19 protein-coding genes are annotated in these 25,544 nt (G+C 72.5%); 6 read left to right on the plus strand and 13 right to left on the minus strand.

Annotated features, from left to right (window positions below; translation table 11 throughout):
• Positions 1-103: 103 nt before the first annotated feature.
• From SCAB_RS17120 to SCAB_RS17135, 4 genes are all read right to left on the minus strand, one after another.
• Complete coding sequence (locus SCAB_RS17120; protein ID WP_041669315.1) at positions 104-1,876, minus strand: serine/threonine-protein kinase; 1,773 nt, start codon at positions 1,874-1,876, stop codon at positions 104-106.
• A 235-nt stretch (positions 1,877-2,111) separates the two neighbouring features.
• Positions 2,112-4,772, minus strand: coding sequence for a protein kinase (locus SCAB_RS17125; RefSeq protein WP_041669317.1), 2,661 nt, complete (start codon positions 4,770-4,772; stop codon positions 2,112-2,114).
• A gap of 387 nt (positions 4,773-5,159) precedes the next feature.
• Entirely contained in the window at positions 5,160-7,343 is a 2,184-nt protein-coding gene (locus SCAB_RS17130; protein WP_013001356.1) for a serine/threonine-protein kinase, read from the minus strand.
• Between the two features lie 194 nt (positions 7,344-7,537).
• Positions 7,538-9,244: a glycerol-3-phosphate dehydrogenase/oxidase gene (locus SCAB_RS17135; protein ID WP_013001357.1), complete on the minus strand. Its 1,707-nt coding sequence runs from the start codon at positions 9,242-9,244 to the stop codon at positions 7,538-7,540.
• A gap of 280 nt (positions 9,245-9,524) precedes the next feature.
• Between SCAB_RS17135 and SCAB_RS17140 the strand changes: the two genes are divergently transcribed.
• A complete protein-coding gene (locus SCAB_RS17140) occupies positions 9,525-10,733 on the plus strand; it encodes a nucleotide sugar dehydrogenase (RefSeq protein WP_013001358.1) in 1,209 nt (402 codons plus the stop codon).
• Between the two features lie 559 nt (positions 10,734-11,292).
• Here SCAB_RS17140 and SCAB_RS17145 read toward each other — a convergent pair.
• The 4 genes from SCAB_RS17145 to SCAB_RS17160 form a co-directional block, all read right to left on the minus strand.
• A complete protein-coding gene (locus tag SCAB_RS17145) occupies positions 11,293-12,417 on the minus strand; it encodes a GuaB3 family IMP dehydrogenase-related protein (RefSeq protein WP_013001359.1) in 1,125 nt (374 codons plus the stop codon).
• 117 nt (positions 12,418-12,534) lie between these two features.
• Entirely contained in the window at positions 12,535-14,037 is a 1,503-nt protein-coding gene (gene guaB / locus SCAB_RS17150; RefSeq protein WP_013001360.1) for an IMP dehydrogenase, read from the minus strand.
• A gap of 157 nt (positions 14,038-14,194) precedes the next feature.
• On the minus strand, positions 14,195-14,770 hold the full coding sequence (locus tag SCAB_RS17155; protein WP_013001361.1) for a sigma-70 family RNA polymerase sigma factor: 576 nt from the start codon (positions 14,768-14,770) through the stop codon (positions 14,195-14,197).
• A 280-nt stretch (positions 14,771-15,050) separates the two neighbouring features.
• Positions 15,051-15,662, minus strand: a complete 612-nt coding sequence (locus SCAB_RS17160; RefSeq protein WP_003948568.1) for a response regulator transcription factor — start codon at positions 15,660-15,662, stop codon at positions 15,051-15,053.
• 392 nt (positions 15,663-16,054) lie between these two features.
• Between SCAB_RS17160 and SCAB_RS17165 the strand changes: the two genes are divergently transcribed.
• Positions 16,055-16,390, plus strand: a complete 336-nt coding sequence (locus SCAB_RS17165) for a WhiB family transcriptional regulator (RefSeq protein WP_013001362.1) — start codon at positions 16,055-16,057, stop codon at positions 16,388-16,390.
• A gap of 66 nt (positions 16,391-16,456) precedes the next feature.
• Here the strand turns inward: SCAB_RS17165 and SCAB_RS17170 are convergent, their stop codons facing one another.
• Complete coding sequence (locus tag SCAB_RS17170) at positions 16,457-17,359, minus strand: LysR family transcriptional regulator (RefSeq protein WP_013001363.1); 903 nt, start codon at positions 17,357-17,359, stop codon at positions 16,457-16,459.
• A gap of 80 nt (positions 17,360-17,439) precedes the next feature.
• Between SCAB_RS17170 and SCAB_RS17175 the strand changes: the two genes are divergently transcribed.
• From SCAB_RS17175 to SCAB_RS17185, 3 genes are all read left to right on the plus strand, one after another.
• Positions 17,440-18,105, plus strand: a complete 666-nt coding sequence (locus SCAB_RS17175) for an MOSC domain-containing protein (protein ID WP_173402887.1) — start codon at positions 17,440-17,442, stop codon at positions 18,103-18,105.
• Positions 18,106-18,240: 135 nt separating this feature from the next.
• Positions 18,241-19,014 carry an SDR family NAD(P)-dependent oxidoreductase gene (locus SCAB_RS17180; protein ID WP_037727151.1) on the plus strand — a complete coding sequence of 258 codons (774 nt, stop codon included), beginning with the start codon at positions 18,241-18,243 and terminating at the stop codon, positions 19,012-19,014.
• 93 nt (positions 19,015-19,107) lie between these two features.
• Positions 19,108-19,815 carry an ester cyclase gene (locus SCAB_RS17185; protein ID WP_013001366.1) on the plus strand — a complete coding sequence of 236 codons (708 nt, stop codon included), beginning with the start codon at positions 19,108-19,110 and terminating at the stop codon, positions 19,813-19,815.
• Between the two features lie 157 nt (positions 19,816-19,972).
• On the opposite strand, the gene groL is transcribed toward SCAB_RS17185, so the two are convergent.
• The 4 genes from groL to SCAB_RS17205 form a co-directional block, all read right to left on the minus strand.
• A complete protein-coding gene (gene groL / locus SCAB_RS17190; RefSeq protein WP_013001367.1) occupies positions 19,973-21,598 on the minus strand; it encodes a chaperonin GroEL in 1,626 nt (541 codons plus the stop codon).
• Between the two features lie 119 nt (positions 21,599-21,717).
• On the minus strand, positions 21,718-22,026 hold the full coding sequence (gene groES, locus SCAB_RS17195; RefSeq protein WP_013001368.1) for a co-chaperone GroES: 309 nt from the start codon (positions 22,024-22,026) through the stop codon (positions 21,718-21,720).
• A gap of 262 nt (positions 22,027-22,288) precedes the next feature.
• Entirely contained in the window at positions 22,289-23,215 is a 927-nt protein-coding gene (locus tag SCAB_RS17200; protein WP_013001369.1) for a polysaccharide deacetylase family protein, read from the minus strand.
• Positions 23,212-24,213: a polysaccharide deacetylase family protein gene (locus SCAB_RS17205; protein ID WP_173402888.1), complete on the minus strand. Its 1,002-nt coding sequence runs from the start codon at positions 24,211-24,213 to the stop codon at positions 23,212-23,214. Before SCAB_RS17205 ends, SCAB_RS17200 begins: the two co-directional genes overlap by 4 nt.
• A gap of 110 nt (positions 24,214-24,323) precedes the next feature.
• On the opposite strand from SCAB_RS17205, the gene SCAB_RS17210 reads away from it, so the two are divergent.
• On the plus strand, positions 24,324-25,520 hold the full coding sequence (locus SCAB_RS17210) for a class I SAM-dependent methyltransferase (protein WP_013001371.1): 1,197 nt from the start codon (positions 24,324-24,326) through the stop codon (positions 25,518-25,520).
• The last annotated feature ends 24 nt before the right edge of the window (positions 25,521-25,544 follow it).

Raw genomic sequence — 25,544 nt, forward strand, 5'->3', positions numbered from 1 at the left:
CTGGCCGACAAGCGACGTACGCGCGACCCCCGAGCGCCACGCGAGCGCCGTGCGGGGGACCCTCGTGCCGGGTTCGCTCCACTGCCGGCATCGCGGCCCCGGCTCACCGCTTCGGCGGCCGCCAACTGCGCAGCACCGCGTAGAACTGCTCCTCCGCCGTCTTCCAGTCGGCCGCGGGGGCGGACATGTAGACCGTGTACTCGACGCCGTCCCGGGAGAGATACATCTGTTCGATCGCCCGGCGCGGCCCGGGGAACTCCGTGTCCTTCGCCGGCGCGGTCCAGGTGAAGTCCCACAGGGCGCCCGGCCGGTCGCGGAAGATGTTCTCCTTCAGACTCACCCGGTCGTACTCGGGCCGCGCCGCCCGCAACTGCTCCTCCAGGTCGAGCTGGTGGTGGTACGGGCTGTCGAAGTCCGGCGAGTCGTCGACGGCGATCCGGAGGAAGTGCTCACGGTCGTCCGGGGTGTAGTCGATCTGCGTCCCCTTCACCTGCCGCTTCCACCCCCGGGGCAGAGCGAGGCTGAAACCCTCCGGGTCCTCGACGCGCTTCCACCCGCCGGGCACCCCGTCGTCCGCGCCGTCCGCCCCGGCCGTGGAGCCGCTGTCCGTGCGCCACATGTCCGCGTAGTGCATCGCCGCGGCGCCTCCCCCGCCGACGAGCGCGGCCAGCAGGAGCACGGTCACGACCGTACGGCCTCGGCCGCGCCGCCGGGTCGTGGACGGCGGAGCCGTCGGAGCGGCCGGAGTACCGAAGGGGCCGGCGCCCGGACCGCGGTCCCCGGCGGCGGGCACACCTCCCGTAGCCGTACGGGGCCCACCAACCGGAGCCGTACCGGGCCCACCGCCCGCGTAAGTACCGGACGCACGAGCCGTACCCGCACCGAACCCACCGGCCGTACCCCCACCGGGCGCACCGAGCGCACCGGGTGCCCTGTGTGCGCCCTCCGCACCACGCGCGCCCCCACCCCCCGCACCGTCGGGCGCGGCGGCACCACCCGTGTCGTCGTCCACGCCCGTCGGATGCTGCCGGGTCGGCACATACGCCTGCGCCACCCGGGGCCGCCGCCCCTCCGCCGCCTCGGCGAGCATCTGCTCGACCTCGACGGCGGCGGGCCGTACCGCCGGGTCCTTGCACAGCAGTGCGGTGATGACGGGCCCCAACGGCCCGGCCTGCGCGGGTTCGGCGACTTCGTCGCCCACCACGGCCTGCATCGTGGTGAGCGGTGTGGTGCGCCGGAAGGGCGACTTGCCCTCGACGGCCGTGTACAGCGTGGCGCCCAGCGACCACAGGTCGGACGCCGGCCCGGGGTCGTGCCCGCGCACGCGTTCGGGGGCGATGTAGTCGACTGACCCGACGATCTCGCCGGTCCGGGTGATGGTGGTGTCGCCCTCGACCTGCGCGATCCCGAAGTCGGTCAGCAGGACCCGGCCGTCCTCGGCGAGCAGGACGTTGCCCGGTTTCACATCGCGGTGCAGGACGCCGGCCCGGTGGGCGGCGCCCAGCGCGCGCAGCACCCACATCCCGATCCGCGCCGCCTCGCGCGCCTCGACGCGCCCCCGTTCCTTGACCGCGTCGGCCAGGGAGACACCTTCGACCAACTCCATGACGATCCACGGCCGGCCGTCGTGCTCCAGCACGTCGTGCACGGTGACGACCGCCGAGTGGTTGATCCGTGCCGCCGCGCGCGCCTCCGCCCGGGTCCGTTGCAGGAGGATGCCCTGCTCGCTCTCCGAGACGTAGAGCGCGGCCGTCAGCTCCTTGATCGCGACGGCCCGGTGCAGCACCTCATCGTGCGCACGCCAGACCCGTCCCATGCCTCCGCTGCCGATCGTGTCGGCCAGCCGGTAGCGCCCCGCGAGGAGCAGCCCCTGCATCTGATTCACGTTGCCCCGCAATGTTCTTGACAGGGTCACATTAGGGAGCGGCTCGCGCCCCGGGGAACCGGCCGGGCCGCACGGAGACAGCACTGTGACGGTTCTCGCTTCCACGGCCGGAACGCAACCTTCCGAAGCCCGCCCGCCCTCGCGCCCGTTGGCCCCGCCGACGCCCTCGCGCGCCCTTGCCGAAGCGGCCGTCGACCATGTCCGGCTCCCCGCAGGCCACTAGCCGCTAGCCGGTCACCTTGTACGTGGCCGCCGCCTGCTCGTACAGCCGGGTGACCTCGTCCCGCTCCGCCTCCGGGCCGCGCACCTGCACCACGTGGTACCGGCCGTCGAGCAGGATCGCGAGGTTCCGTACGTAGACGCCGCGTCCCTCGGAGTCCTGCCAGGTGAACTGCCCCTCGGCCGAGCTCACCCCGCCCACCTCGACCAGCCGCATCCCGGTGGACGTGGCCCAGGACGAGTCGCGGAAGGGCTGCAACTCGCGCTCGTCCTCCCGCTGGTACTTCAACGGATCGCCGCCGTACGTCGCCCTGCTGTCCCGCCCGGGGACGAGGATCAGCTCGAAGTCGCCCCGGGAGTACACGATCTGACCGCGCCCGTTCTTGGCACCGCGGTCCCAGCCGGTGGCCACGGCCACCTGGAACCCCTCGGGGTCCTTGCGCAGGGTGAAGCCCTGGGCGACCTCGGGATCGCCGGTCTGCGTCTGCGTCGAACCGGACGACTGCGACGGGCTCGCCTCGTCGTGGTCCTTCTCCCCGCCGTCGGGCGAGTTCGCGTTCTGGTCGGAACCGGGCGCGTCGCTCGCCGTGGGCGACGGACCGTGCTGCCCGGCGCCGTCGGCCCGGTTGCCCGTGTCACCGCGCCCGTCGCTCGACGCGGCCTTCGGCAGGAACACCACGGCATACGTGACCGCCGCGACCAGCGCGAGCAGGATCAGCAGGAGCAGGTTCCGGCCCAGTGTGCGCGGCTTCGGGGGCTTCTCCCGGGTGCGCTTGTGGCGGGCGTGCGCGCTGGTCGCGGGCAGCCCGGCCCGGCGCCTGCGCACGAGTTCGCCGCGTCGCCGTACGATCGGCAGCCGGCTCGCGTCCACGGGCGGCGCCGGTACGACATGGGTACCGGCCTCGGGTTCGGGTGCCGACCGCACGAGGGAGCGCAGCCAGCCGCGCAGTTCCTCGAAGTCCAGCCGCTCGGTGGGGTCCTGGCGCAGCAGGGACTCCACGACCGGGCGCAGCGGCCCGCACTCCTCGGCGAACGCGGGCGGCTCGGCGCACACCAGCTGTACCAGCTCGGCGGTGTTCTCCTCCGGGTACGGCGCGTGTCCCTGCACGGCCCGGAACAGCAGTGCGCCGAGCGCCCACAGATCCGTCGAGGGCCCGATCGGCGCCGCCAGCTGCCAGTTCTCGTGCACCGGACCGGCCTGCTCCGGCGCCCACCGTTCCGTGACCGGCCCGACCACGGCCATCCGCGCCTGCCGCGCCCGTTCGGCGGCGAGCGCGGTCGCGGGCCCGCGCCGGGAATCCTGGAGCGCGCCGTGTCCCGGGAGCCGGTGTGCGCCGGTGTCGCCGTCGTCGAAGGCGCCGCCTGCCCGGCCGCCGCCCGTCGGCGCGTCACCGAGCGGCTCGGCGGGGTACGGCGAGGCGTTCCCGGCGACCGAGGCGCCCCGTCCGCCGCCGGCGGACGCGGTCGTCCCGCCGCGGGGTGCCGCACCGTGCCAGACGCTGGTGGCACCGCCGTTGGCGAGGACACCGTAGGGGTCGGCGATCTGGCCGAGCGGCACCGGGCGCGTCCCCTCGCCGGAGGCGGGATCACCACCCCGGCCCGCTCCCGTCACCGGGGTGTCCCGCGGTGCCGGCCGCTGTGCGGGCAGCCCGGTGCCCGGTCCGCCCCGCTGGTCGTCCTGCACCCGGGCGGCGGCGCGCGCGCCCGCCCGGTACGCGGCGATCGCGCCCGCCCGCGCCGCCCGGGCGTCCCCGCCGGCCTCCAGGGCGCGCTGCCCCCCGGAGGGGTCCGCGCCCGCAGCCGTCGTCCGTCCGGCCCGTGCCTCTATCGCCGCCCGCCGCGCGGCCTCGGGGTCCTCGCCCGCGTCCCCGGCCCCGCCGGCGCCGCCGAACGTGCTGCCGCCGGTGCGCGCGGGCGCCGACGCCCCGCGTGCGGCGGGAAGACCACCGGGCGGTACGGGGTCACGCCGCGCGGCCTGTCCCCCGCCGGGCCCCACGGCAGGCACGACCGCGCCGCCGCCGGGTGCCCCGGGCGGCGAGTCCTCGAACTCCCGCGCCGGCACCGGGTCGTACCCGCACAGTGCCTCTTCCGCCGCCCCCACCGCCAGCCCGGTCAGCATCACCCGGCCGTCGTCGCAGACCAGCACCGTACGGGCGGTGATGTTGCGGTGGACCCAGCCGTGGGCGTGCAGCGCCCGCAGCGCGGTGAGCACGTCGGAGGCGACCTCGGCCGCCCGGTACGGGGTCAGCGGCTGTTCGGCGAGCAGCGCGGCGAGGGTGCGGGCGGGCACCAGTTCGCTCACTATCCACAGCGAGCCGCCCTCGGCGAACACGTCGAAGACCTGGTCGAGCCGCGGATGGTCGGGGATCTGCGCGGCGGCCTGCGCCGCCTCGACGGCCCGGCGTACGGCGGGGTCCGCGGAGCCGCGCGCGGTGCGCGCCGCTCCCCGGTGCCCTGTGCCGTCCCGCGCCACATACCCTTCGGGCAGCCCGTCCGCGTCGAGCATCTCCGCCTCGACGACCTCCGGCAGCGGCACCTGCCGGACCAGGACCTCCTGGCCGCTGTAGGTGTCGAAGGCGCGCAGCTCCGGGGCGAGTTCGTACTCGTCGGAGGGCGGCAGCGGCAGGCGATAGCGGTCGGCGAGCACTCGCCCCGCGTATTCGTCCACGACACCCTCCCCCGACCGCCCGGTTGGTCAATTCCGTTCGCCTTGTGGCCCGTTCCGCTCTTGATGCGTACGGACCGCAGCCCTTCACGATACGTGCCGGAGGCAACTCACATTGACTCGATGCGATATCTCGTTCGTCTCGAATGTGCTCGAACGCATCCGATCTTCCCCGGAAGGCCCGCCCCCGAACTCACCCGGCGGGCACAAGTACCGAAGCCCGCGCTCACATCGCGGGGGCCGCCCCGTCCCGCGCCCCCGCACGCCCCCTGCGACCCCCGGAACCGAGGCACGAAACCGCACACGGACACGACCCCGAACGAACCGGCGCACACCACTGACCGATGCGCGCCCCGGGCGCACACCGTCACGGACGGGGCGCCCGGCACCTCACGACTTCGGCTTGAACGTCTTCGTGAAGGTCCGCCACGTGTCCTTGCGCAGCTCCCCGCTCCACTTGGACGCCTTCGCGGTGTACATCAGCGCGTAGCCCTGCCGGGAGTCGACGACGAAGCCGCGGTCGATCGACCGGTACTTCGTCCCGCTCTCCACATAGGTGAACTCCCAGTCGGCCGCGTTCCAGCCCCGGTAGTCCACCGCCTCTATTCGGATCCGCTTGTACTGCGAGCGGACCATGTACCGCTCCTGGTTCTTCCAGTCCGCGACCGGGTCCGACTTCGGCGTGGTCGTCCAGCCGACGAGCAGCCGCTGGCCCTCGGGGCCGGAGAAGCGGGCACCGGCGGCGTCGGTCGACCGGTACTTCCATCCGTCGGGCAGCCCGATCGAGAAACCCTGACCGCTCTTGTACGTCTCGGTCTTGAGGGTCCCCGAGCCGGAGCCGTCACCGCTCACGGAGCCGTCGGCCCCGCCCGTGGGGCTCGGCGAACTGCCGCCGGGGCCCTCGGCCTCGTCCGTCGTCTCACCGTCCGGACTGGGATCGGACCCCTTGTCCTGGCCCTTGTCCGCTTCCTTGTCCGAGCCGTCCGAGCCGTCCTTGTCGTCGTCCGCGCCCTTGCTGCCGGCGTCGCTCCCCGACGCCGCCCCGCGGGACGCGGCCGCCTTGGTGTCGGCGCCCTTGCTGTTGTCGGAACTGTCGTCGTTGCCCCAGGTGAGCACCAGGACCGTCCCGAGGACGACCAGCACCACGGCCACGGCGATGGCGGCCAGGGTCCGCCGCGGCACCACGTCCGTGATCGGAGCGCGCGGCACCGGCCGCGGCGGAAGGTCCGGAGGCGGCACCTGCGGCCACCCGGAACTCCGCTTCGGCGCACCGGCGTTCCCCGCCCCCGCGCTGTCGGCCGCGCCCGCCGCACGCGGTCCCGGAACCCCCGGCGCCGACGTGCTCGGGGCCTGCCCCCGGCCGCCGCCGGCCTTCGCCGCACCGGTACCCGAGGCCAGCCCGACCGAGGCGGACCGCGTCGTCACGGCCGCCGGGGACGCGGACGCGGTGCCCGCCCCGCCGGGGGCCTTGCCGGAAAGCCCGCCGGGCGCACCGCCGGAGGCCCCGCCGCCGACGCCCCGCGCCACACCGGCGCCGGTCCCGGCCGCCGCCGCTCCGGCCGCGCCCTTGCGCATGGACCACCGAGGCGCACGCGGCCGCTCGCCGCCGCTCTCCTTGGCCCCCGTGCCACCGGAACCGCGCTTCTTCGGGCGTTCCTCCGGCACCGGCGGCAACGGCACGACCCGGGTCGCGTCCACCGGATCGACGTCCTTCGGGTCGGGCGCGTGGATCACGGTGTTGAGCATCGCCCGCGCACCGGCGTCGTCGAGCCGCCGCTCGGGATCCTTGGTCAGCAGCCCGAAGATGACGTCCCTGAGGGGGCCTGCGCGCTTCGGCTCCGGCACCGGCTCGGTCATCACCGCGGTCAGGGTCGCTATGGCCGACCCCTTGTCGTAGGGCGGCACCCCCTCGACCGCCGCGTAGAGCAGACCGCCGAGCGACCACAGGTCGGCCGCGGGCCCCGGCTTGTGACCGCGGGCGCGCTCCGGCGAGATGTACGAGGGCGCGCCCACGAGCATGCCGGTCGAGGTGATGGAGGGGTCGCCCTCGACCTGGGCGATGCCGAAGTCGGTGAGGACGACCCGGCCGTCGTGCTTGTCGATGAGCACGTTCGACGGCTTCACGTCCCGGTGCAGGATGCCCTCGCGGTGCGCGGCGCGCAGCACGTCGAGGATGGCGAGCCCCACCTCGGCGGCCCGTTTCGGTTCGAGCACGCCGTCCTCACGGATGGCCTCGGCCAGCGACTTGCCCTCGACGAGTTCCATCACGATCCACGGACGGTCGTCCTCGTGCACGACGTCGAAGACCGTCACCGCGGCGTTGTTGCGGATCCGCGCGATCGCCTTGGCCTCGCGCAGGGTGCGCGTGATCAGGCGCCGTTTCTCGTCCGCGTCGATGCTCGACGGGAACCTCAGCTCCTTGACGGCGACCGTACGGCCCAACGTCTCGTCCTCGGCACGCCACACCGTGCCCATACCGCCGCGACCGAGCACCCCTCCCAGCCGGTACCGCCCGGCGAGGAGACGTGCGTCCTTGTCCTGACGGGAATCCCCAGCCCGCTCCGCCTCCGACATGCGTCCCCTCATGCAACCCGCCCTGACAGAGCCTCCATTGTCACCCACCCGCCAAGCGCCCCACGCCCTGGGCCCCCTCAACCCGCCACGGCGGCGGCCGAGAAGGGCCGGGAGAGGCACAGGTGGGGGCCGGTCGAGGGCGAGTGGAGGACGGACACCACCCGCCGACACCCGGCGGACCCGGCCGCTCCCGGCTACAGCGGCACGATGTCCGGCGCCCCCAACCGGGCCGCGTCCGCGGTCAGATCGTCCGGCTGACGCTGTGACTCCCGCTCCGCCTCGACCCTCTTCTCGTAGTGCTGCACCTCCCGCTCGATCTGGTCCTTGTCCCAGCCGAGCACCGGCGCCATCAGCTCCGCGGCCTCCCGCGCGCTGCGCGTCCCGCGGTCGAACGTCTCGATGGAGATCCGCGTCCTGCGGGTGAGCACGTCGTCGAGATGCCGGGCACCCTCGTGCGAGGCCGCGTAGACCACCTCGGCCCGCAGATAGTCGTCGGCCGCGTGCAACGGCTCCCCCAACGACGGGTCGGAGGCGATCAGGTCGAGCACCTCCTCGGCCGCCGAGCCGTACCGGTTCAGCAGATGCTCCACGCGCACCACGTGCAGCCCCGTGCTCGCCGCGATCCGCGCCCGCGCGTTCCACAGCGCCCGGTACCCCTCCGCCCCCAGCAGCGGCACGTCCTCGGTGACGCACTCCGCGACCCGCTGGTCCAGCCCGTGCACGGCCGCGTCCACCGCGTCCTTGGCCATCACCCGGTACGTCGTGTACTTGCCGCCGGCCACGACCACCAGCCCCGGCACCGGGTGCGCCACGATGTGCTCCCGCGAGAGCTTGCTCGTGGCGTCCGACTCCCCGGCGAGCAGGGGCCGCAGCCCGGCATAGACCCCTTGCACGTCGTCCCTGCTCAGCGGCACGGCCAGGACCGAGTTCACATGCTCCAGCAGATAGTCGATGTCCGCGCTGGAGGCCGCCGGGTGCGCCTTGTCGAGGTCCCAGTCGGTGTCGGTCGTCCCCACGATCCAGTGCCGCCCCCAGGGGATCACGAACAGCACGGACTTCTCGGTCCGCAGGATCAGACCGGTCGTGGAGTGGATCCGGTCCTTGGGTACGACCAGATGGATGCCCTTGGAGGCCCGTACGTGGAACTGGCCCCGCTCGCCCACCATCGCCTGGGTGTCGTCGGTCCACACCCCGGTGGCGTTCACGACCTGCCGGGCACGGATCTCGTACTCCCCGCCGCCCTCGACGTCCTGCACCCTGGCCCCGACCACCCGCTCGCCCTCCCGCAGGAACCCGGTCACACGCGCGCGGTTGGCGACCTTCGCCCCGTACGACGCGGCCGTGCGCACCAGGGTGGCCACATAGCGGGCGTCGTCCATCTGGGCGTCGTAGTACTGCAGGGCCCCGACCAGCGCGTCCTTCTTCAGACAGGGGGCGACGCGCAGGGCGTGGGCGCGGGTCAGATGGCGGTGGACCGGCAGTCCCCGGCCGTGCCCGCGCGCCATGGACATCCCGTCGTACAGCGCGACGCCCGAGCCCGCGTACCACCGCTCCCAGCCCTTGTGCTGCAAGGGATAGAGGAACGGCACGGGCTTCACCAGGTGGGGCGCGAGCCGCTCCAGGAGCAGCCCGCGCTCCTTCAGCGCCTCACGCACGAGCGCGAAGTCGAGCATCTCCAGATAGCGCAGACCGCCGTGGATCAGTTTGCTGGACCGGCTGGACGTGCCCGACGCCCAGTCACGCGCCTCGACCAGGCCCGTGGACAGACCGCGGGTCACGGCGTCCAGGGCCGTGCCCGCACCGACCACGCCACCACCCACGACCAGCACGTCCAGCTCACGCTCGGCCATGTCCGCCAGTGACTCGGCGCGCTGCGCCGGTCCCAGTGCCGCTGTCCTCACCGCTGCCTCCTGCTGTCGGTCGCGCCGCCCCGCCTGTCCCTGCCCGTCGGGCGGGAACCCGTTCCTCTCCCCCTGCCCAAAATTCTGACCGCCTCGCCCGACTTCGGCCACCACCCGCCCGCGGCCTGTGGATAACTCCGCGGGACGCGCACAGAAAAACGACCTCCCAATCCCACATATCGGTCATATTTACGCCTAGTGTGACATTGCGCTCGCTCGTCCAGTCCACAGGGCTTGCGCGTCTGTCCCGCTTCGGTTATTGGGAAGGACGGCCCACGCCATGCCCGCAGATCTCGCCGTCATCGGACTCGGCCAGTTGGGGCTGCCACTGGCCCAGGCCGCCGTCGCCGCCGGCATCGCCACGCTCGGTTACCGCACCGGCCCCGACTCCGGCTCCCTCACCCCCGGCGAACTGCGCCGCATGCTCGCCCGCGGCTTCAAGCCCACCACCAGCCCCGCCGAACTCGGCCGGGTGCGTACGGCGGTCATCTGCGCGCCCACCCCTCCCGGCGCCGACGGCTCGCCCGACCTCACGCAGGTCGAGGAGGCCGCCCGCACGCTGGCCGCGCGGCTGCGCCCGCACACCACGGTCATCCTGGAGTCCCCGGTCCCGCCGGGCACCACCGGGGACCTCCTGCGCCCCCTGCTCGAAGAGGGCTCCGGACTCCGTGCGGGCCGCGACTTCCACCTGGCCTACTCGCCGCCCCGCGTCGACCCCGGCAACCGCGCCTTCGGCCCCGCCAACACCCCCAAGGTGATCGGCGGCCTCACCCCCGCCTGCACGGAGTCGGCGGCCGCCTTCTACGGCCGCCTCACGGACAAGGTGGTACGCGCGCGGGGGCTGCGCGAGGCGGAGACGGTCCACCTCCTGGAGACCAACTACCGCCACGTCAACATCGCCCTGGTCAACGAGATGGCCGCGCTCTGCAACGACCTGAACGTCGACCTCTGGGACGTCATCCGGTGCGCCGAGACCAAACCGTTCGGCTTCCAGGCGTTCCGCCCCGGCCCCGGCGTCGGCGGCCACGCCCTCCCCCAGGACCTGGCAGGCCACGCCCCCCGCTCGCTGCGCATGGTCGAGCTGGCCCAGCGCGTCAACCACCGCATGCCCCAGTACGTCGTCCAGCGCGCCGCGACCCTCCTCAACGAGCACGGCAAGTCGGCCCGGGGCGCCCGCGTCCTCCTGCTCGGCGTCACCTACAAGCCCGACGTCCCCGACCAACAGGGCACCCCCGCCGACGAGATCGCCCGCCGCCTCATCGAACTCGGCGCCCACGTCAGCTACCACGACCCGCACGTCCCCACCTGGAGCGTCCTCGACCGCCCCATCCCCCGCGCCGACTCCCTCTACGAGGCCACCGCCGACGCCGACCTGACGATCCTCCTCCAGCAACACCGCACCTACGACCTCCAGGGCCTGTCGGTGAAAGCCCAGCTGCTGCTGGACACGCGGGGAGCCACACCCACGGGGGCGGCGCACAGGTTGTGAGAGGGGGCGCACGACGCGGCCCCGGCCTCCGGGGCTGGTGGCAGACACCGCCCCACCCCGGTACCGTACGGAAACAGGTGGAGCCCACCGCAGTGGCTTCTGCGGCAGGCTCCTGGATGGTTCACGGAGTGTCCGCCCCTATTCCGCTTGGGGGCGGCCGCTCACCATCCGAAAATCCGCAAGATCCACCTCCTCCGGCACTGCACCATCCGAAGACGGAATCGGTCCCAGCGGGTGGGCTTGCGGTGACGTCCCATGGGCGCCCCCTTCCACGACACCGCCCAGTAGCCCGGTGGACGGTCCGTCGGAATCGGGCCGGGCCCCGAGGGCGGGGTCCGGACCATGTCCTTGGAAGGGGGCTCCCAGCCGAACTGGGGCGCCGGACACGAACGTTATCGCCCGGCTACGCCCGTTCGGCCCACATACGTCCCCAACACCCCCACGCGCCCCCACCCCGCAACTCACGCCCCCACCACCCCACTTGGGCACACGAAAGGGCCCGGTCACCCGAAGGCGACCGAGCCCCAAGAGCCCCGCTCAAGCCGAGCGCGGCGTCACGTCACCGCATGTGCTGCGAGTCCGCCACCGTCACCTCGACGCGCTGGAACTCCTTGAGCTCGCTGTACCCGGTCGTGGCCATCGCCCGGCGCAGCGCGCCGAAGAGGTTCATGGAGCCGTCAGGCGTGTGCGAGGGCCCGGTGAGGACCTCCTCGATCGTGCCGACGGTGCCGAGGTCGACCTTCTTGCCACGCGGCAGCTCCTCGTTCACCGCCTCCATGCCCCAGTGGTTGCCCTTGCCGGGCGCGTCCGTGGCGCGGGCCAGCGGGGAGCCCATCATCACCGCGTCGGCGCCGCAGGCGATCGCCTTGGGGATGTCGCCGGACCAGCCGACACCGCCGTCGGCGATGACGTGCACGTACCGGCCGCCGGACTCGTCCATGTAGTCCCGGCGGGCGGCGGCGACGTCGGCGACCGCCGTGGCCATCGGGACCCGGATGCCGAGCACGTTGCGCGTGGTGTGCGCGGCGCCGCCGCCGAAGCCGACGAGGACGCCGGCCGCGCCGGTGCGCATCAGGTGCAGGGCGGCCGTGTAGGTGGCGCAACCGCCGACGATCACGGGGACGTCCAGCTCGTAGATGAACTGCTTCAGGTTCAGCGGCTCGTGCGAGCCGGACACGTGCTCCGCCGACACGGTCGTACCGCGGATGACGAAGATGTCGACACCCGCGTCCACGACGGCCTTGGAGAACTGGGCGGTGCGCTGCGGGGAGAGCGCGGCGGCGGTCACGACACCCGAGTCGCGGACCTCCTTGATGCGCTGCCCGATCAGCTCCTCCTTGATGGGGGCCGCGTAGATCTCCTGCAGGCGACGGGTCGCGGCCTCGTCGGGCAGGCCGGTGACCTCGTCGAGCAGCGGCTGCGGGTCCTCGTACCGCGTCCAGAGCCCTTCGAGGTTCAGGACGCCGAGGCCGCCCAGCTCCCCGATGCGGATGGCGGTGGCCGGGGAGACGACCGAGTCCATGGGGGCGGCCAGGAACGGCAGCTCGAAGCGGTAGGCGTCGATCTGCCAGGCGATCGAGACCTCCTTCGGGTCCCGCGTACGGCGGCTGGGGACGACGGCGATGTCGTCGAAGGCGTACGCCCGGCGGCCGCGCTTGCCGCGCCCGATCTCGATCTCAGTCACGTCTGTGGCCTTTCCCTGATGCGTTCAGCGTCTACCAGTATCGCCGACGGGCACGCCGAGGGCGGTTCCGGAGTGCCCGGAACCGCCCTGGAGCAGTGTGCCGACCGCTTGCGGCTGTTACTTACGGCTGTAGTTCGGCGCCTCGACCGTCATCTGGATGTCGTGCGGGTGGCTCTCCTTGAGGCCCGCGGAGGTGATCCGGACGAAGCGGCCCTTGGTCTCCATCTCCTCGATGGTGGCCGCGCCCACGTAGCCCATGGTCTGGCGCAGTCCGCCGACGAGCTGGTGCAGCACGTTGGCCAGGGGGCCGCGGTAGGGCACCTGGCCCTCGATGCCCTCGGGCACGAGCTTGTCGTCGGCGGCGACCTCGGCCTGGAAGTAGCGGTCCTTCGAGTACGACCGGCCCTGGCCGCGGGACTGCATCGCGCCCAGCGAACCCATGCCGCGGTACGACTTGAACTGCTTGCCGTTGATGAACTGCAGCTCGCCGGGCGACTCCTCGCAGCCGGCGAGGAGGCTGCCCAGCATGACCGTGTCGGCGCCGGCGGCCAGCGCCTTGCCGATGTCGCCGGAGTACTGCAGGCCGCCGTCGCCGATGAGCGGGACGCCGGCCGCGCGGGCGGCGAGGGACGCCTCGTAGATGGCGGTGACCTGCGGGACGCCGATACCGGCGACCACCCGGGTCGTACAGATCGAGCCGGGGCCCACGCCGACCTTGATGCCGTCGACACCGGCGTCGATCAGCGCCTGGGCGCCGTCGCGGGTGGCGACGTTGCCGCCGATCACGTCGACGGAGACGCTCGACTTGATCTTCGACATCCAGCTCAGGGCGTTGCTGTTGTGGCCGTGCGAGGTGTCGACGACCAGGAAGTCCACGCCGGCCTCGGCCAGGGCCTGGGCCCGCTCCAGCGCCTCGGGGCTGGCGCCCACGGCGGCGCCGACGATCAGCCGGCCCTCGGAGTCCTTGGCGGCGTTCGGGTACTGCTCGGCCTTGACGAAGTCCTTGACCGTGATGAGGCCCTTGAGGATGCCCGCGTCGTCGACCAGGGGGAGCTTCTCGATCTTGTGGCGGCGCAGCAACTCCATGGCGTCCGCGCCGGAGATGCCCACCTGGCCCGTGACCAGCGGCATCGGGGTCATGACCTCCCGCACCTGGCGGGAGCGGTCGGTCTCGAAGGCCATGTCGCGGTTGGTGACGATGCCCAGGAGCTTCTTGTTGCCGTCGGTCACCGGGACACCGCTGATGCGGAACTTGGCGCACAGGGCGTCGGCCTCGGCGAGCGTGGCGTCCGGGTGCACGGTGATCGGGTCGGTGACCATGCCGGACTCGGAGCGCTTCACGAGGTCGACCTGGTTGACCTGGTCCTCGACGGACAGGTTGCGGTGCAGCACGCCGACGCCGCCCTGGCGGGCCATCGCGATCGCCATGCGGGACTCGGTGACCTTGTCCATCGCCGCCGAGAGCAGCGGGATGTTGACATGGACGTTGCGGGAGATGCGGGACGAGGTGTCGACCGCGTTGGGGAGCACCTCGGATGCGCCCGGCAGCAGCAGCACGTCGTCGTAGGTGAGCCCGAGGGTCGCGAATTTTCCGGGCACTCCGTCGACGTTGGCAGTCATGACACCTTCCCCAAATGGCCTTGATCGGTGCGGATGTCCATGCTAACGGGAAGCGCGGGGCACACATTCCACGGTACGAAGTGATACCGGGCTTCGTATGTTCGTACGGAATCCGCACCTCCCGTGTTCACGCGGAGGCGTCCGGAAGCCCGTACGGCTACTGCTCGGCGAGCGCCCGGAGCCTGCTGAGGGCGCGGTGCTGGGCCACCCGGACCGCGCCCGGTGACATGCCCAGCATCTGCCCGGTCTCCTCGGCGGTGAGCCCCACCGCGATCCGCAGCAGCAGCAGTTCCCGCTGGTTCTCGGGCAGGTTGGCCAGGAGTTTCTTGGCCCACTCGGCGTCGCTGCTGAGCAGGGCGCGCTCCTCGGGGCCGAGCGAGTCGTCGGGGCGCTCGGGCATCTCGTCCGAGGGGACGGCCGTCGATCCGGGGTGGCGCATCGCGGCGCGCTGGAGGTCGGCGACCTTGTGGCCGGCGATGGCGAAGACGAACGCCTCGAACGGCCTGCCGGTGTCCTTGTAGCGCGGCAGCGCCAGGAGGACGGCGACGCAGACCTCCTGCGCCAGGTCCTCCACGAAGTGCCGCGCGTCGCCCGGGAGCCGGGACAGACGGGTTCGGCAGTAGCGCAGCGCCAAGGGGTGGACATGGGCGAGCAGATCGTGCGTGGCCTGCTCGTCCCCGTCGACCGCGCGATGCACGAGCGCACCGATCGCTGTCGTCTCGTCGTCGCGCATCGGTCCATGGTGCCTTGCGGCCGTCCGGTCCGTGGCGCCACGTCCATGGTTGTGCACCGAAGCGTTATGAGCAGGTGCGCCGGAATCCATCTCCTGCGCCCTCCCCTCCCGCTCGTTCGACTGCTCCCCGAGAAGCTCCACACCTCAAGGATGCGGCATCCGCGGCGAAACGAGCAGCGGGCCTCCGCGCGGCCCCGCCCACCACGCCGTTCACCACGCGGTGAGCGCCCCCACCCGCCTCGCGGCAGGCGGGGAATCCCGGACCCCCGTCGCGGCTCACCTAGCGGACCAGGCCCCAGCGGAAGCCGAGCGCCACCGCGTGCGCGCGGTCCGAGGCGCCGAGCTTCTTGAACAGACGCCGGGCGTGGGTCTTGACGGTGTCCTCGGAGAGGAACAGCTCACGGCCGATCTCCGCGTTGGAGCGGCCGTGGCTCATGCCCTCCAGCACCTGGATCTCCCGCGCGGTGAGCGTGGGCGCGGCGCCCATCTCGGCGGAGCGCAGCCGACGCGGGGCGAGCCGCCACGTCGGGTCGGCGAGGGCCTGGGTCACCGTGGCGCGCAGTTCCGCGCGGGAGGCGTCCTTGTGCAGATAGCCCCGCGCGCCGGCGGCGACCGCGAGGGCCACCCCGTCCAGGTCCTCGGCGACGGTGAGCATGATGATGCGCGCCCCGGGGTCGGCGGACAGCAGCCGCCGTACGGTCTCGACGCCGCCCAGTCCGGGCATGCGTACGTCCATCAGAATCAGATCCGAGCGGTCGGCCCCCCAGCGGCGGAGGACTTCCTCGCCGTTGGCCGCCGTGGTCACGCGCTCGACGCCGGGCACAGTGGCCACCGCGCGGCGCAGCGCCTCTCGGGCGAGCGGGGAGTCGTCGCAGACGAGGACGGATGTCATGGCCGCCCTCCGCAGCTGATGCGCGTCACCTTGAGCCTCCAGGCTGGTACGAAATCGTCACCTGTGCGGTCGATACTCACGAGCGGACACGAACGCCTGCCCGAGCGCTTGTTTCCTCAACCGCCTCCGCCCGTCTCAACGACGGTCACTCGAAAGAGTTACGGGATGGCCGGCTACCTTCGGCACTCTACGTGAGGGCGCGCACACGGTGCAGACATGCGCAACGGACCCTCAATGTTTCACCACAACCTATGCCCCATTCAGCCGTTTTTCTTCCCATTTGTTGGTGTCTGAGGCTAGATTCGCAATGAGTCATATTTTCATCTCCTTAGATAGTCGATGTACGGTCATGGGCACCATCTCCGCCCATAACGGCAACAAGGGGACACGTAATGGCAGATTTCTCCCGCCTTCCCGGACCGAACGCTGACCTGTGGGACTGGCAGCTCCTCGCGGCCTGCCGCGGGGTCGACAGCTCGCTCTTCTTCCACCCCGAAGGAGAACGCGGTGCGGCACGGAGCGCTCGTGAGAACTCGGCCAAGGAGGTCTGCATGCGATGCCCGGTCCGCGCCCAGTGCGCGGCCCACGCCCTCGCGGTGCGCGAGCCGTACGGCGTGTGGGGCGGGCTGACCGAGGACGAGCGCGAGGAACTCATGGGCAGGGCGCGCCACCGGCTGGTGACGGCGTCCGCGTCCGCGCCGGGGGGCGACAACGCCTCGAACGACTGAACGACTGAAGGAACGTTTCTTTAGGTCTTCGACGGTCCCGGAGCCGTCCGGCGCCTCGGTCCGGCGCTAGCGCGCGGCCGCTCCGGCCAGCCGGTCCAGCGTCGCCGCGACCGTGGGCACCTGGGCCAGGTCCGGCAGGGTCAGCGCCACGATCTCCCGGCGCACCACCGGCTCGACCGTCACCATCCGCACACCCTTGGGGCGTACGGACTCGATCGCCAGCTCCGGCAGGACGGCGACCCCGAGGCCCGCGCCCACCAGGCCGACCACCGCCGGATAGTCGTCGGTCGCGAAGTCGATGCGGGGCGTGAAGCCCGCGCTCTCGCAGACCCGCACCAGCTGCCCCCGGCAGCGCGGGCAGCCGGCGATCCAGGGCTCCCCGGCGAGTTCCCCGATGCCGATGGACGGCGTCCGGGCCAGCCGGTGCCCCTGCGGGACGAGCCCGACGAGCCGGTCCGTGAGCAGGGGCCGTACGACCAGGTCGGCCCACTCCCCTTCCTCCGCGCCCGGCGCCCCCTCGTAGCGGAACGCGAGCGCGATGTCGCAGTCGCCCTCGCGGAGCATCTCGACCGAACGCGGCGGCTCGGCCTCCTCCAGGGACACCCGGGTGCCGGGGTGGGCGGCGCGCAGGGCCGCCAGGGCGGTGGGCACGAGGGTGGAGCTGCCGCTGGGGAAGGAGACCAGGCGGACCCGGCCGGCGCGCAGCCCGGCGATGGCGGCGACCTCCTCCTCGGCCGCCGTGAGCCCGGCGAGGATGCCGGCCGCGTGCCGCACCAGGGCCTCGCCGGCCTGGGTCAGCCGCGTCTCGCGGCCGGTGCGCACGAGCAGCGGGGTGCCGACGGAGGATTCGAGCGCCTTCATCTGCTGGCTGACGGCGGGCTGGGTACAGCCGAGCGCGCGTCCGGCCGCCGAGAAGGAGCCGGTGGCGGCGACGGCGCGCAGGACACGGAGATGACGGGCCTCGATCACGCCGTCGAGCATAAGCGCGGCTTGGGCGGGGAGCCGAATATCGCGTCGACACTTTGACCCCCCGCGCCTACCGTGCCCGTATGAAGCTGCTGTCACTGAATGTGGGGCGCCCCCGGGCCGTCGACGTCCCGGAGGAGTCGAAGCGCGTCACGGGCATCGACAAGCGCCCGGTGGACGGGCCGGTGCGGGTGGCCGCGCCCGGGCCCAAGGGGGTCGGCGCCAGCGGGGTGGCCGGGGACGCGGTGTGCAACACCGAGCATCACGGCGGTGACGACCAGGCCGTGTACGCGTTCGCCCGCGAGGACCTGGACGCCTGGGAGCGCGAACTCGGCCGCACCCTGCCCAACGGGGCGTTCGGCGAGAACCTCACCACCGAGGGCCTCGACATCTCCGGCGCCCTCGTCGGCGAACGCTGGCGGATCGGCCCCGAGCTGGTGCTGGAGGTCACGTGCGGCCGTGTCCCCTGTCTGAACTTCCAGCGTCATCTCGGCGAGCGGGGCTGGGTCAAGCGCTTCACGCGGCAGGGCGCGCCCGGCGCGTATCTGCGGGTGATCGAGCCCGGTGAGATCCGTGCGGGGGACCCCGTCGAGATCGTGCACCGGCCCTCCCACGACGTCACCGTGAACCTCGCCTTCCGGGCCACGATGGGCGAACACGACCTGCTTCCACGGCTGTTGGTGGCGGGCGAGGCGCTCCATCCCGAGCTGCTGGAGAGGGCGCGGAAGCACACGGCGCGCCAGGAGTGACGGGCCGGCGGGCCGCGCGGTGTCCGTGAAGGCGCCCCGCCGGCGCGGGTGTTCCGCGGAAGACGGGCGAAACCGCCGCCGGACGTGCGGTGGAGGGGGCGGGGACCGTACGGTTCCGGTCACTACGCTTGCGCCATGACAACGGCTCTGATTACGGGATCGACCGCGGGGATCGGTGCCGCCTTCGCGCGGCGCCTGGCGGCGGACGGGCACAACCTGGTGCTGGTGGCGCGCGACACCAAGCGGCTGCGGGAGCAGGCGACCGAACTGCACGACCGGCACGGCGTCGAGGCGGAGGTGCTGACGGCGGACCTGGCGACGGACGACGGCATCGAGTCGGTGGCGCGGCGCCTGTCGGACCGCAAGAACCCCGTCGACCTGCTGATCAACAACGCCGGCTTCGGCAACAAGGGCCGCTACCTCGACGTCTCCATGACCGACGAGCTGCGCATGCTCAAGGTCCACTGCGAGGCGGTCCTCCGTCTCACCTCGGCGGCCTGCGAGTCCATGCGCGAGCGCGGCCGGGGCGGGGTGGTGAACGTGGCCTCGGTCGCCGCGTTCGTACCGCGGGGCACCTACGGGGCGTCGAAGGCATGGGTCGTGCAGTTCACGCAGGGTGCCGCGCGCGACCTGGCCGGGACCGGGGTGCGGCTGATGGCGCTGTGCCCGGGGTTCGTGCGCACCGAGTTCCACGACCGGGCCGGCATGGGTACCGACAGCATCCCGTCCTGGATGTGGCTCGACGCCGACAAGCTGGTCACCGCCGCCCTCGCCGACCTGTCCCGGGGCCGGACGGTCTCCGTCCCCGACCCGCGCTACAAGGCCCTGATGGGTGTGGTGAAGGTGGTGCCGCGGGGGATGCTGGGCGGGATCAGCTCGAAGACGGGACGGAAGTACGGGCCGCAGTAACCGTCCCCCGAACGGCCCAGCGGGTGAGGGCGGCGGCCCGGCGCGACAATGGAGCTGTTCATCCGGACCCAGGGGGGTCGGAGGCGGTGTGCCATGACATTCGTGCAGCTCATCGACTGCAGGACCAGCCGGTTCGACGAGATGGACCGGCTGATGGACACATGGGTCGAGAAGACCAGGGGCAAGCGGACGGCGACGCACAGCCTGATCGGGAAGGACCGGTCGGACGGGTCGCACTTCGTGGAGATCGTGGAGTTCCCGTCGTACGAGGAGGCGATGCGCAACTCCGGGCTGCCGGAGACGGAGCGGATCTTCCAGGAGATGGTGGCGCTGTGCGAGGAGATGCCCACGTTCACGGACCTGGACGTGGTGCGGGACGAGCAGTTGTGCGCCGACACGTCACGGCGGTTCCTCGCGACCATCGCCGCCGAGGGCGAACTGCCGCCGCTGGACGGTCTGCTCGCGGAGGGTTACCACGACCACGTCCCCTCGGAGGAGCCGGACGCCATCGGCATGGACGCGTTCCGGCGGACCGTCGAGGAGTGGCGGGGCGGCTTCGACTTCGCGTTCACCGTGGAGGACCAGATCGCCCAGGGCGACAGGGTGTGCACGCGGTGGACCTGGAACGCGACCCACACGGGGGACTTCCTCGGGATTCCGGCCAGTGGCAGGAAGGTCCGGATGACGGGGACGCTCGTCCACCTGTTCTCTCCCGAAGGGAAGATCACCGAGGGCTGGTGGGAGTACGACCGGCTCGGGCTGATGGGGCAGTTGGGCGCGCTCGACGACCTGGAGAAGTAGGCGCGGCGCCCCGAGCGGCCGGAGCGGAACGGGCGGAGACGGAACGGGCCGGGAGAGAACGGTCCGGGAGGGAACGCTCGGAGACGGGGAAGGCCCGGCACCCCGCGTACGGGGGTGCCGGGCCTCACCTGTGGCTGTGGCCTGCCGACGTCGTAGGTCAGTGGGCGTGGCCGTGGCCGCCGTGGCCCGCGTCGGCCGGCTCCTCTTCCTTCTTCTCGACGACCAGGGTCTCGGTCGTCAGGAGGAGGGAGGCGATGGAGGCGGCGTTCTCCAGGGCGGAGCGGGTGACCTTGACCGGGTCGATGACGCCGGACTTCACCAGGTCGCCGTACTCGCCGGTGGCGGCGTTGAAGCCCTGGCCCTTGTCCAGCTCGGCGACCTTGGAGGTGATGACGTAGCCCTCCAGGCCGGCGTTCTCGGCGATCCAGCGCAGCGGCTCGACGGCGGCCTTGCGGACGACGGCGACACCGGTGGCCTCGTCGCCGGTCTTGCCGAGGTTGCCCTCCAGGACCTTCACGGCGTGGACGAGCGCGGAGCCACCACCGGAGACGATGCCCTCCTCGACCGCGGCGCGGGTCGCGGAGATGGCGTCCTCCAGACGGTGCTTCTTCTCCTTCAGCTCCACCTCGGTGGCGGCGCCGACCTTGATCACGCACACGCCGCCGGCCAGCTTCGCGAGGCGCTCCTGGAGCTTCTCGCGGTCCCAGTCGGAGTCCGTGTTCTCGATCTCGGCCTTGATCTGGGCGACGCGGCCCTGCACGGCACCGGAGTCACCGGCGCCGTCGACGATCGTGGTGTCGTCCTTGGTGACGGTGACGCGGCGGGCGGAGCCGAGCACGTCCAGGCCGACCTGGTCGAGCTTGAGGCCGACCTCCTCGGAGATGACCTCGGCGCCGGTCAGCGTGGCCATGTCCTGCAGCATCGCCTTGCGGCGGTCGCCGAAGCCGGGGGCCTTGACGGCGACCGCGTTGAAGGTGCCGCGGATCTTGTTCACGACCAGGGTCGACAGGGCCTCGCCCTCGACGTCCTCGGCGATGATCAGCAGCGGCTTCGAGGCGTTGGCCTGGATGACCTTCTCCAGCAGGGGCAGCAGGTCGGCGATGGCGCCGATCTTGCCCTGGTGGATGAGGATGTACGGGTCGTCGAGGACGGCCTCCATACGCTCCTGGTCGGTGACGAAGTAGGGGGAGAGGTAGCCCTTGTCGAAGGCCATGCCCTCGGTGAAGTCCAGCTCCAGACCGAAGGTGTTGGACTCCTCGACGGTGATGACACCGTCCTTGCCGACCTTGTCCATGGCCTCGGCGATCAGCTCGCCGACCTGCTGGTCCTGGGCGGAGAGACCGGCGACGGCGGCGATGTCCGACTTCTCGTCGATCGGGCGGGCGGTCGCGAGGAGCTCCTCGGACACGGCCTTGACCGCGGCGTCGATGCCCTTCTTCAGGGCGGCCGGGGAGGCACCCGCGGCGACGTTGCGCAGGCCCTCGCGGACGAGCGCCTGGGCCAGCACGGTGGCGGTGGTCGTACCGTCACCCGCTACGTCGTTGGTCTTGGTCGCCACCTCCTTCACCAGCTGGACGCCGAGGTTCTCGTACGGGTCCTCGACCTCGACCTCACGGGCGATGGTCACACCGTCGTTGGTGATGGTGGGGGCGCCGAACTTCTTGTCGATGACGACGTTGCGGCCCTTGGGGCCGATCGTCACCTTGACCGTGTCGGCCAGCTTGTTGACGCCGCGCTCGAGGGCGCGACGGGCGTCCTCGTCGAACTTCAGGATCTTCGCCATGGGAGCGGTTCAGCCCTCTCGGAAAATGTGGGTGAAACGAACTGCGCCCCAGACGCCCGGCTTCATAAGGTGGCGGGGGCCCGGGGCGCAGCTCACAAGCAGAATGTGCTTGAGGTGACTTACTTCTCGATGACCGCGAGGACGTCGCGGGACGAGAGGACGAGGTACTCCTCGCCGTTGTACTTCACCTCGGTGCCGCCGTACTTGCTGTACAGCACGATGTCGCCGACCTTCACGTCGAGCGGCAGGCGCTCGCCGTTCTCGAAGCGGCCCGGACCCACGGCGAGGATGACGCCCTCCTGGGGCTTCTCCTTCGCGGTGTCCGGAATGACCAGGCCAGAGGCGGTGGTCTGCTCGGCGTCGAGCGGCTGGACCACAATGCGGTCCTCGAGCGGCTTGATGGCAACCTTGGAGCTGGTGGTCGTCACGATCCGACCTCCCCCTTCGGAGATCTCACGGGGTTAACTGTCTGAGGTGGCGACCAGGTGGATCCGTCGTCGCGGGTGCCGGACCTGCCCGTCGCTGGTTGGCACTCTCCAGGGGGGAGTGCCAGACCTGAGACTATGACTGTGATTAGCACTCGGTCAAGCGGACTGCTAATCGAGTGGGTTGCGGCGGGTCGGCGGGCGGTCGGCGGCGGCCTTCCCGCGAGGGCCCCTGCCCGTGCCTCACCGCTTCCTCCGTGGCGCCTCAGAGGTAGTCCTCCAGGCGGCCGACGGTGAGGCCCTGCTCCTGGATCCGGCGCAGCAGCCGCGTCGTCATCTGCGTGAGGGTGGCGCCCCCGAGCTGGTCGGGGCCCCGGAACTGGGCCAGGACGATGTCGCCGGGGCGCAGCCGGTCGCCGACGGCGTAGCGGAGGTCGTGGATCTGCATGGACGCGCGCCACAGGACGACGGCCGCGATGCCGCAGTCGGCGGCGGCGCGCAGCGTGGTGGCGTCGTGGAGGCCGTAGGGCGGGCGGAACAGGGTCGGCCGGGCGCCGAAGCGCTGTCTGAGCTTGTGCTGCTGGCCGCAGATCTCGGCGCGCTGTCCGGCGTACGGCAGGCCGCGCAGGGCGGTGTGGTCCAGGGTGTGGTTCTGCACGGTCGCCCCGACGGCCCGCAGCCGGGCGAAGTGGCCGTATCCCGGCCCCACGACACTGTCCGTCAGGAACATGCTCACCGGCAGCCGCAGCTCACGCACCATGTCGACGAACCTCGGGTCCTTCTCCGCGCCGTCGTCGTACGTCAGGAAGACCACCTTGTCCCGGGTCGGCACCCGGTCCACGACGGGCGGCAGCCCCGGGCCGGCCGCGCGGAGGCGCGGGGGCCGGTCGGGCTCGCGGGGCGGGGGCGCGAGGGGGGCGGTGAGACCCCAGCGGCGGTACGCGGGCGTGCGGGGGTGTGCGTGGGGGTGGGGGTGCTTGTGTCCGGGCGCGCGGGCGCTGCCGTCCGCGCCGGGGGTGTCCGGGACCGGGCGCGGGTCGCGCGCCGTCGCGTCGGCCCCGGTAGCAGCCGGCCGGGCGGCGGGACCGGCCGCGCACCCGGGGAGGAGCAGGGCGAGCAGCGCGGCGAGTGCGACGGGTGCGGTGCGGACGCGGGAGCCCGGCGTACGCCCCCGTGCCCCGCCGGCCGTCACAGGTAGTCCTCCAGCCTCGCCACCGCGTAGCCCTCGGCGGTGGCCCGGTCCAGGAAGCGGCGGACCATGTCGGGCATGGTGCCCTTGCCGTCGGACCTGCCCCGGAAGTGGCTCAGGACGATGTCGCCGGGGCGGAGCCGGCGGTCCGCCTCGCGGTGCTCCCAGCGGTCGGCGAAGACCTCCTCGTTCCAGAGGGGGACGACCTCGATCCCACAGGACTTGGCGGCGCGCAGGGTGTGCCGGTCGTAGCTCCCGTACGGCGGCCGGAAGAGCCGGGGCCGCTCGCCGTAGCGCTTCTCGATCACGTCCTGCATGCCGCAGATCTCGCGTTCCTGGGCGGCGCGGGAGAGGGAGCGCAGAGGGCGGTGGTGGAGGGTGTGGTTGCCGAGGACCACGCCCCGGTCCCGCATCCGGGCGAAGTAGCCGTAGTCCTCCTTGATCAGGTAGTCGCTGAGGAAGGCGGTGTACGGGACGCGCAGGTCGCTCATCATCCGCAGGAACGCGGGGTCCTTCTCGGCGCCGTCGTCGATCGTGAGGAAGAGGATCCGGTCGCGGGTGGGGACGGTGGTGAGGACCGGGGGAAGTCCGTCCTCCTCGTGGCCGTCCACCTCGAACCCCTCGCGTGTGCGGAGCACCGGCTTCTCGGCCGGAGGCGGCGGCGCGAGCAGGGGCACTCCGGCCAGTCCCCAGCGCTTCGCCGCGGCGACCCGCGCGGCGTGCGCCCGGCGCAGCTTCCCGGCGTACGCGTCGAGGGCGCGGGCGCCCGGCGCCTGGAGAGGCCGCTGTCCGCGCTCCTGCCCGTGGGCCGGCCCCGCGGTGCCCTCCCGTCCGGCCGCCCCCTGCCTGCCGTCCTCCCCGCCTCCCTCGTCTCCCCCGGCACACCCGGACACGATGACCGCGGCGGCGAGCACGGCGACACCGCCCCGGAACACGCTGCTCCGCCCCCAGAAACTCGCCTGCTTCGCACTCTTTACATCATTTTGTCGTACGAGTCGCATGGCGCCGCATCCTCCCAGCACGGCCCCTCTCCACGGCCCCGACACCGCCGTCCGGCCCCCACCGTCCACCGAGTGGCCCACGCCCCCTCCCCCTGACCGACAATGGCCCGGTGAACGACCAGGACCCCGCCGCCTTCCTCGCCCCCCTGCTCACTCCCGAGGGCCGCGCCCTCCTCGACGAGGTGCGCGGCACCGAACCGGCGCGGGAACTGGCCGTGGCGACCCGGCTGCGCCGGGACCACCCGGCGCCCCTGGTGTCGGCGGCCCTCGCCCAGGCACGGCTGCGGCAGCGCGCGGCGGCGAAGTTCGGCGCGGCGGACGCGGAGCGGATGTTCTTCACGCCGAACGGTGTCGAGCAGTCGACCAGGACGTCCGTGGCGGCCTACCGGGCGGAATGCCTCCGGGCGCTCGGCGTGCGGTCGGTCGCCGACCTGTGCTGCGGCATCGGCGGGGACGCGATCGCGATGGCGCGCGCCGGCCTCCGGGTACTGGCCGTCGACCGCGACCCGCTGACGGCGGCGGTCGCCCGCGCCAACGCCGGCGCGCTCGGCCTCGCCGAGCTGATCGAGGTGCGCGAGGCGGACGTGACGGAGGTGGACACCTCCGGGTTCGACGCCGTGTTCGTCGACCCGGCCCGGCGCTCCTCCGCGCGCGGCCGGATCTTCGACCCCGAGTCCTACTCCCCGCCCCTGTCCTGGGCCGTGGCGGCCGCGCTGAAGGCCCCGCTGGGCGCGCTGAAGATCGCGCCCGGCATCCCGCACGAGGCGATCCCCCCGGCCGCCGAGGCCGAGTGGATCTCGGACGGCGGCGATGTGAAGGAGGCCGTGCTGTGGTTCCGCGAGGGCGGCACCCCGGGGGCACGGCGCGCGATGCTGCTCCCTGCGGGGGCGGGCGTCGGGGCCTCCCCCGACACGATGCTGCCCGACCCCCCGGTCCGCCCGGTCGGCCGCTACCTCTACGAGCCCGACGGCGCCGTCATCCGCGCCCACCTGGTCGCCGAGGTCGCGCAGGACCTGGGGGGCGGGCTGATCGACCCCACGATCGCCTACATCACCGCCGACGAGCACCATGTCACGCCGTACGCCACCGCCTACGAGATCACCGACCGACTCCCCTTCGGGGTGAAGAAGTTGAAGGCCCTGCTGCGGGAGCGCGAGGTGGGCATCCTGACCGTGAAGAAGCGGGGGTCGGCCGTGGAGCCGGAGGAACTGCGCAGGAAGGTCAAGCCGCAGGGACGCAACGCGGCGACGGTCTTCCTGACCCGGGTCGCGGGGGCGCCTTCGATGCTGATCGGCCACCCGGTCTGACCCCTACGGGCCCCGGGCGGGGCT

It is taken from the genome of Streptomyces scabiei 87.22, assembly GCF_000091305.1.
GTDB classification, from domain to species: domain Bacteria; phylum Actinomycetota; class Actinomycetes; order Streptomycetales; family Streptomycetaceae; genus Streptomyces; species Streptomyces scabiei.

Bases quoted from the DNA above. Each gene is read 5' to 3' on its own strand.
- SCAB_RS17165 (WP_013001362.1), top strand. From the start codon at position 16,055: ATGGCAGATTTCTCCCGCCTTCCCGGACCGAACGCTGACCTGTGGGAC.
- SCAB_RS17140 (WP_013001358.1), top strand. From the start codon at position 9,525: ATGCCCGCAGATCTCGCCGTCATCGGACTCGGCCAGTTGGGGCTGCCA.
- SCAB_RS17175 (WP_173402887.1), top strand. From the start codon at position 17,440: ATGAAGCTGCTGTCACTGAATGTGGGGCGCCCCCGGGCCGTCGACGTC.
- SCAB_RS17185 (WP_013001366.1), top strand. From the start codon at position 19,108: ATGACATTCGTGCAGCTCATCGACTGCAGGACCAGCCGGTTCGACGAG.
- SCAB_RS17155 (WP_013001361.1), bottom strand. From the start codon at position 14,770: ATGCGCGACGACGAGACGACAGCGATCGGTGCGCTCGTGCATCGCGCG.
- guaB (WP_013001360.1), bottom strand. From the start codon at position 14,037: ATGACTGCCAACGTCGACGGAGTGCCCGGAAAATTCGCGACCCTCGGG.
- SCAB_RS17160 (WP_003948568.1), bottom strand. From the start codon at position 15,662: ATGACATCCGTCCTCGTCTGCGACGACTCCCCGCTCGCCCGAGAGGCG.
- groL (WP_013001367.1), bottom strand. From the start codon at position 21,598: ATGGCGAAGATCCTGAAGTTCGACGAGGACGCCCGTCGCGCCCTCGAG.
- SCAB_RS17180 (WP_037727151.1), top strand. From the start codon at position 18,241: ATGACAACGGCTCTGATTACGGGATCGACCGCGGGGATCGGTGCCGCC.
- SCAB_RS17205 (WP_173402888.1), bottom strand. From the start codon at position 24,213: ATGCGACTCGTACGACAAAATGATGTAAAGAGTGCGAAGCAGGCGAGT.
- SCAB_RS17120 (WP_041669315.1), bottom strand. From the start codon at position 1,876: ATGCAGGGGCTGCTCCTCGCGGGGCGCTACCGGCTGGCCGACACGATC.
- SCAB_RS17130 (WP_013001356.1), bottom strand. From the start codon at position 7,343: ATGTCGGAGGCGGAGCGGGCTGGGGATTCCCGTCAGGACAAGGACGCA.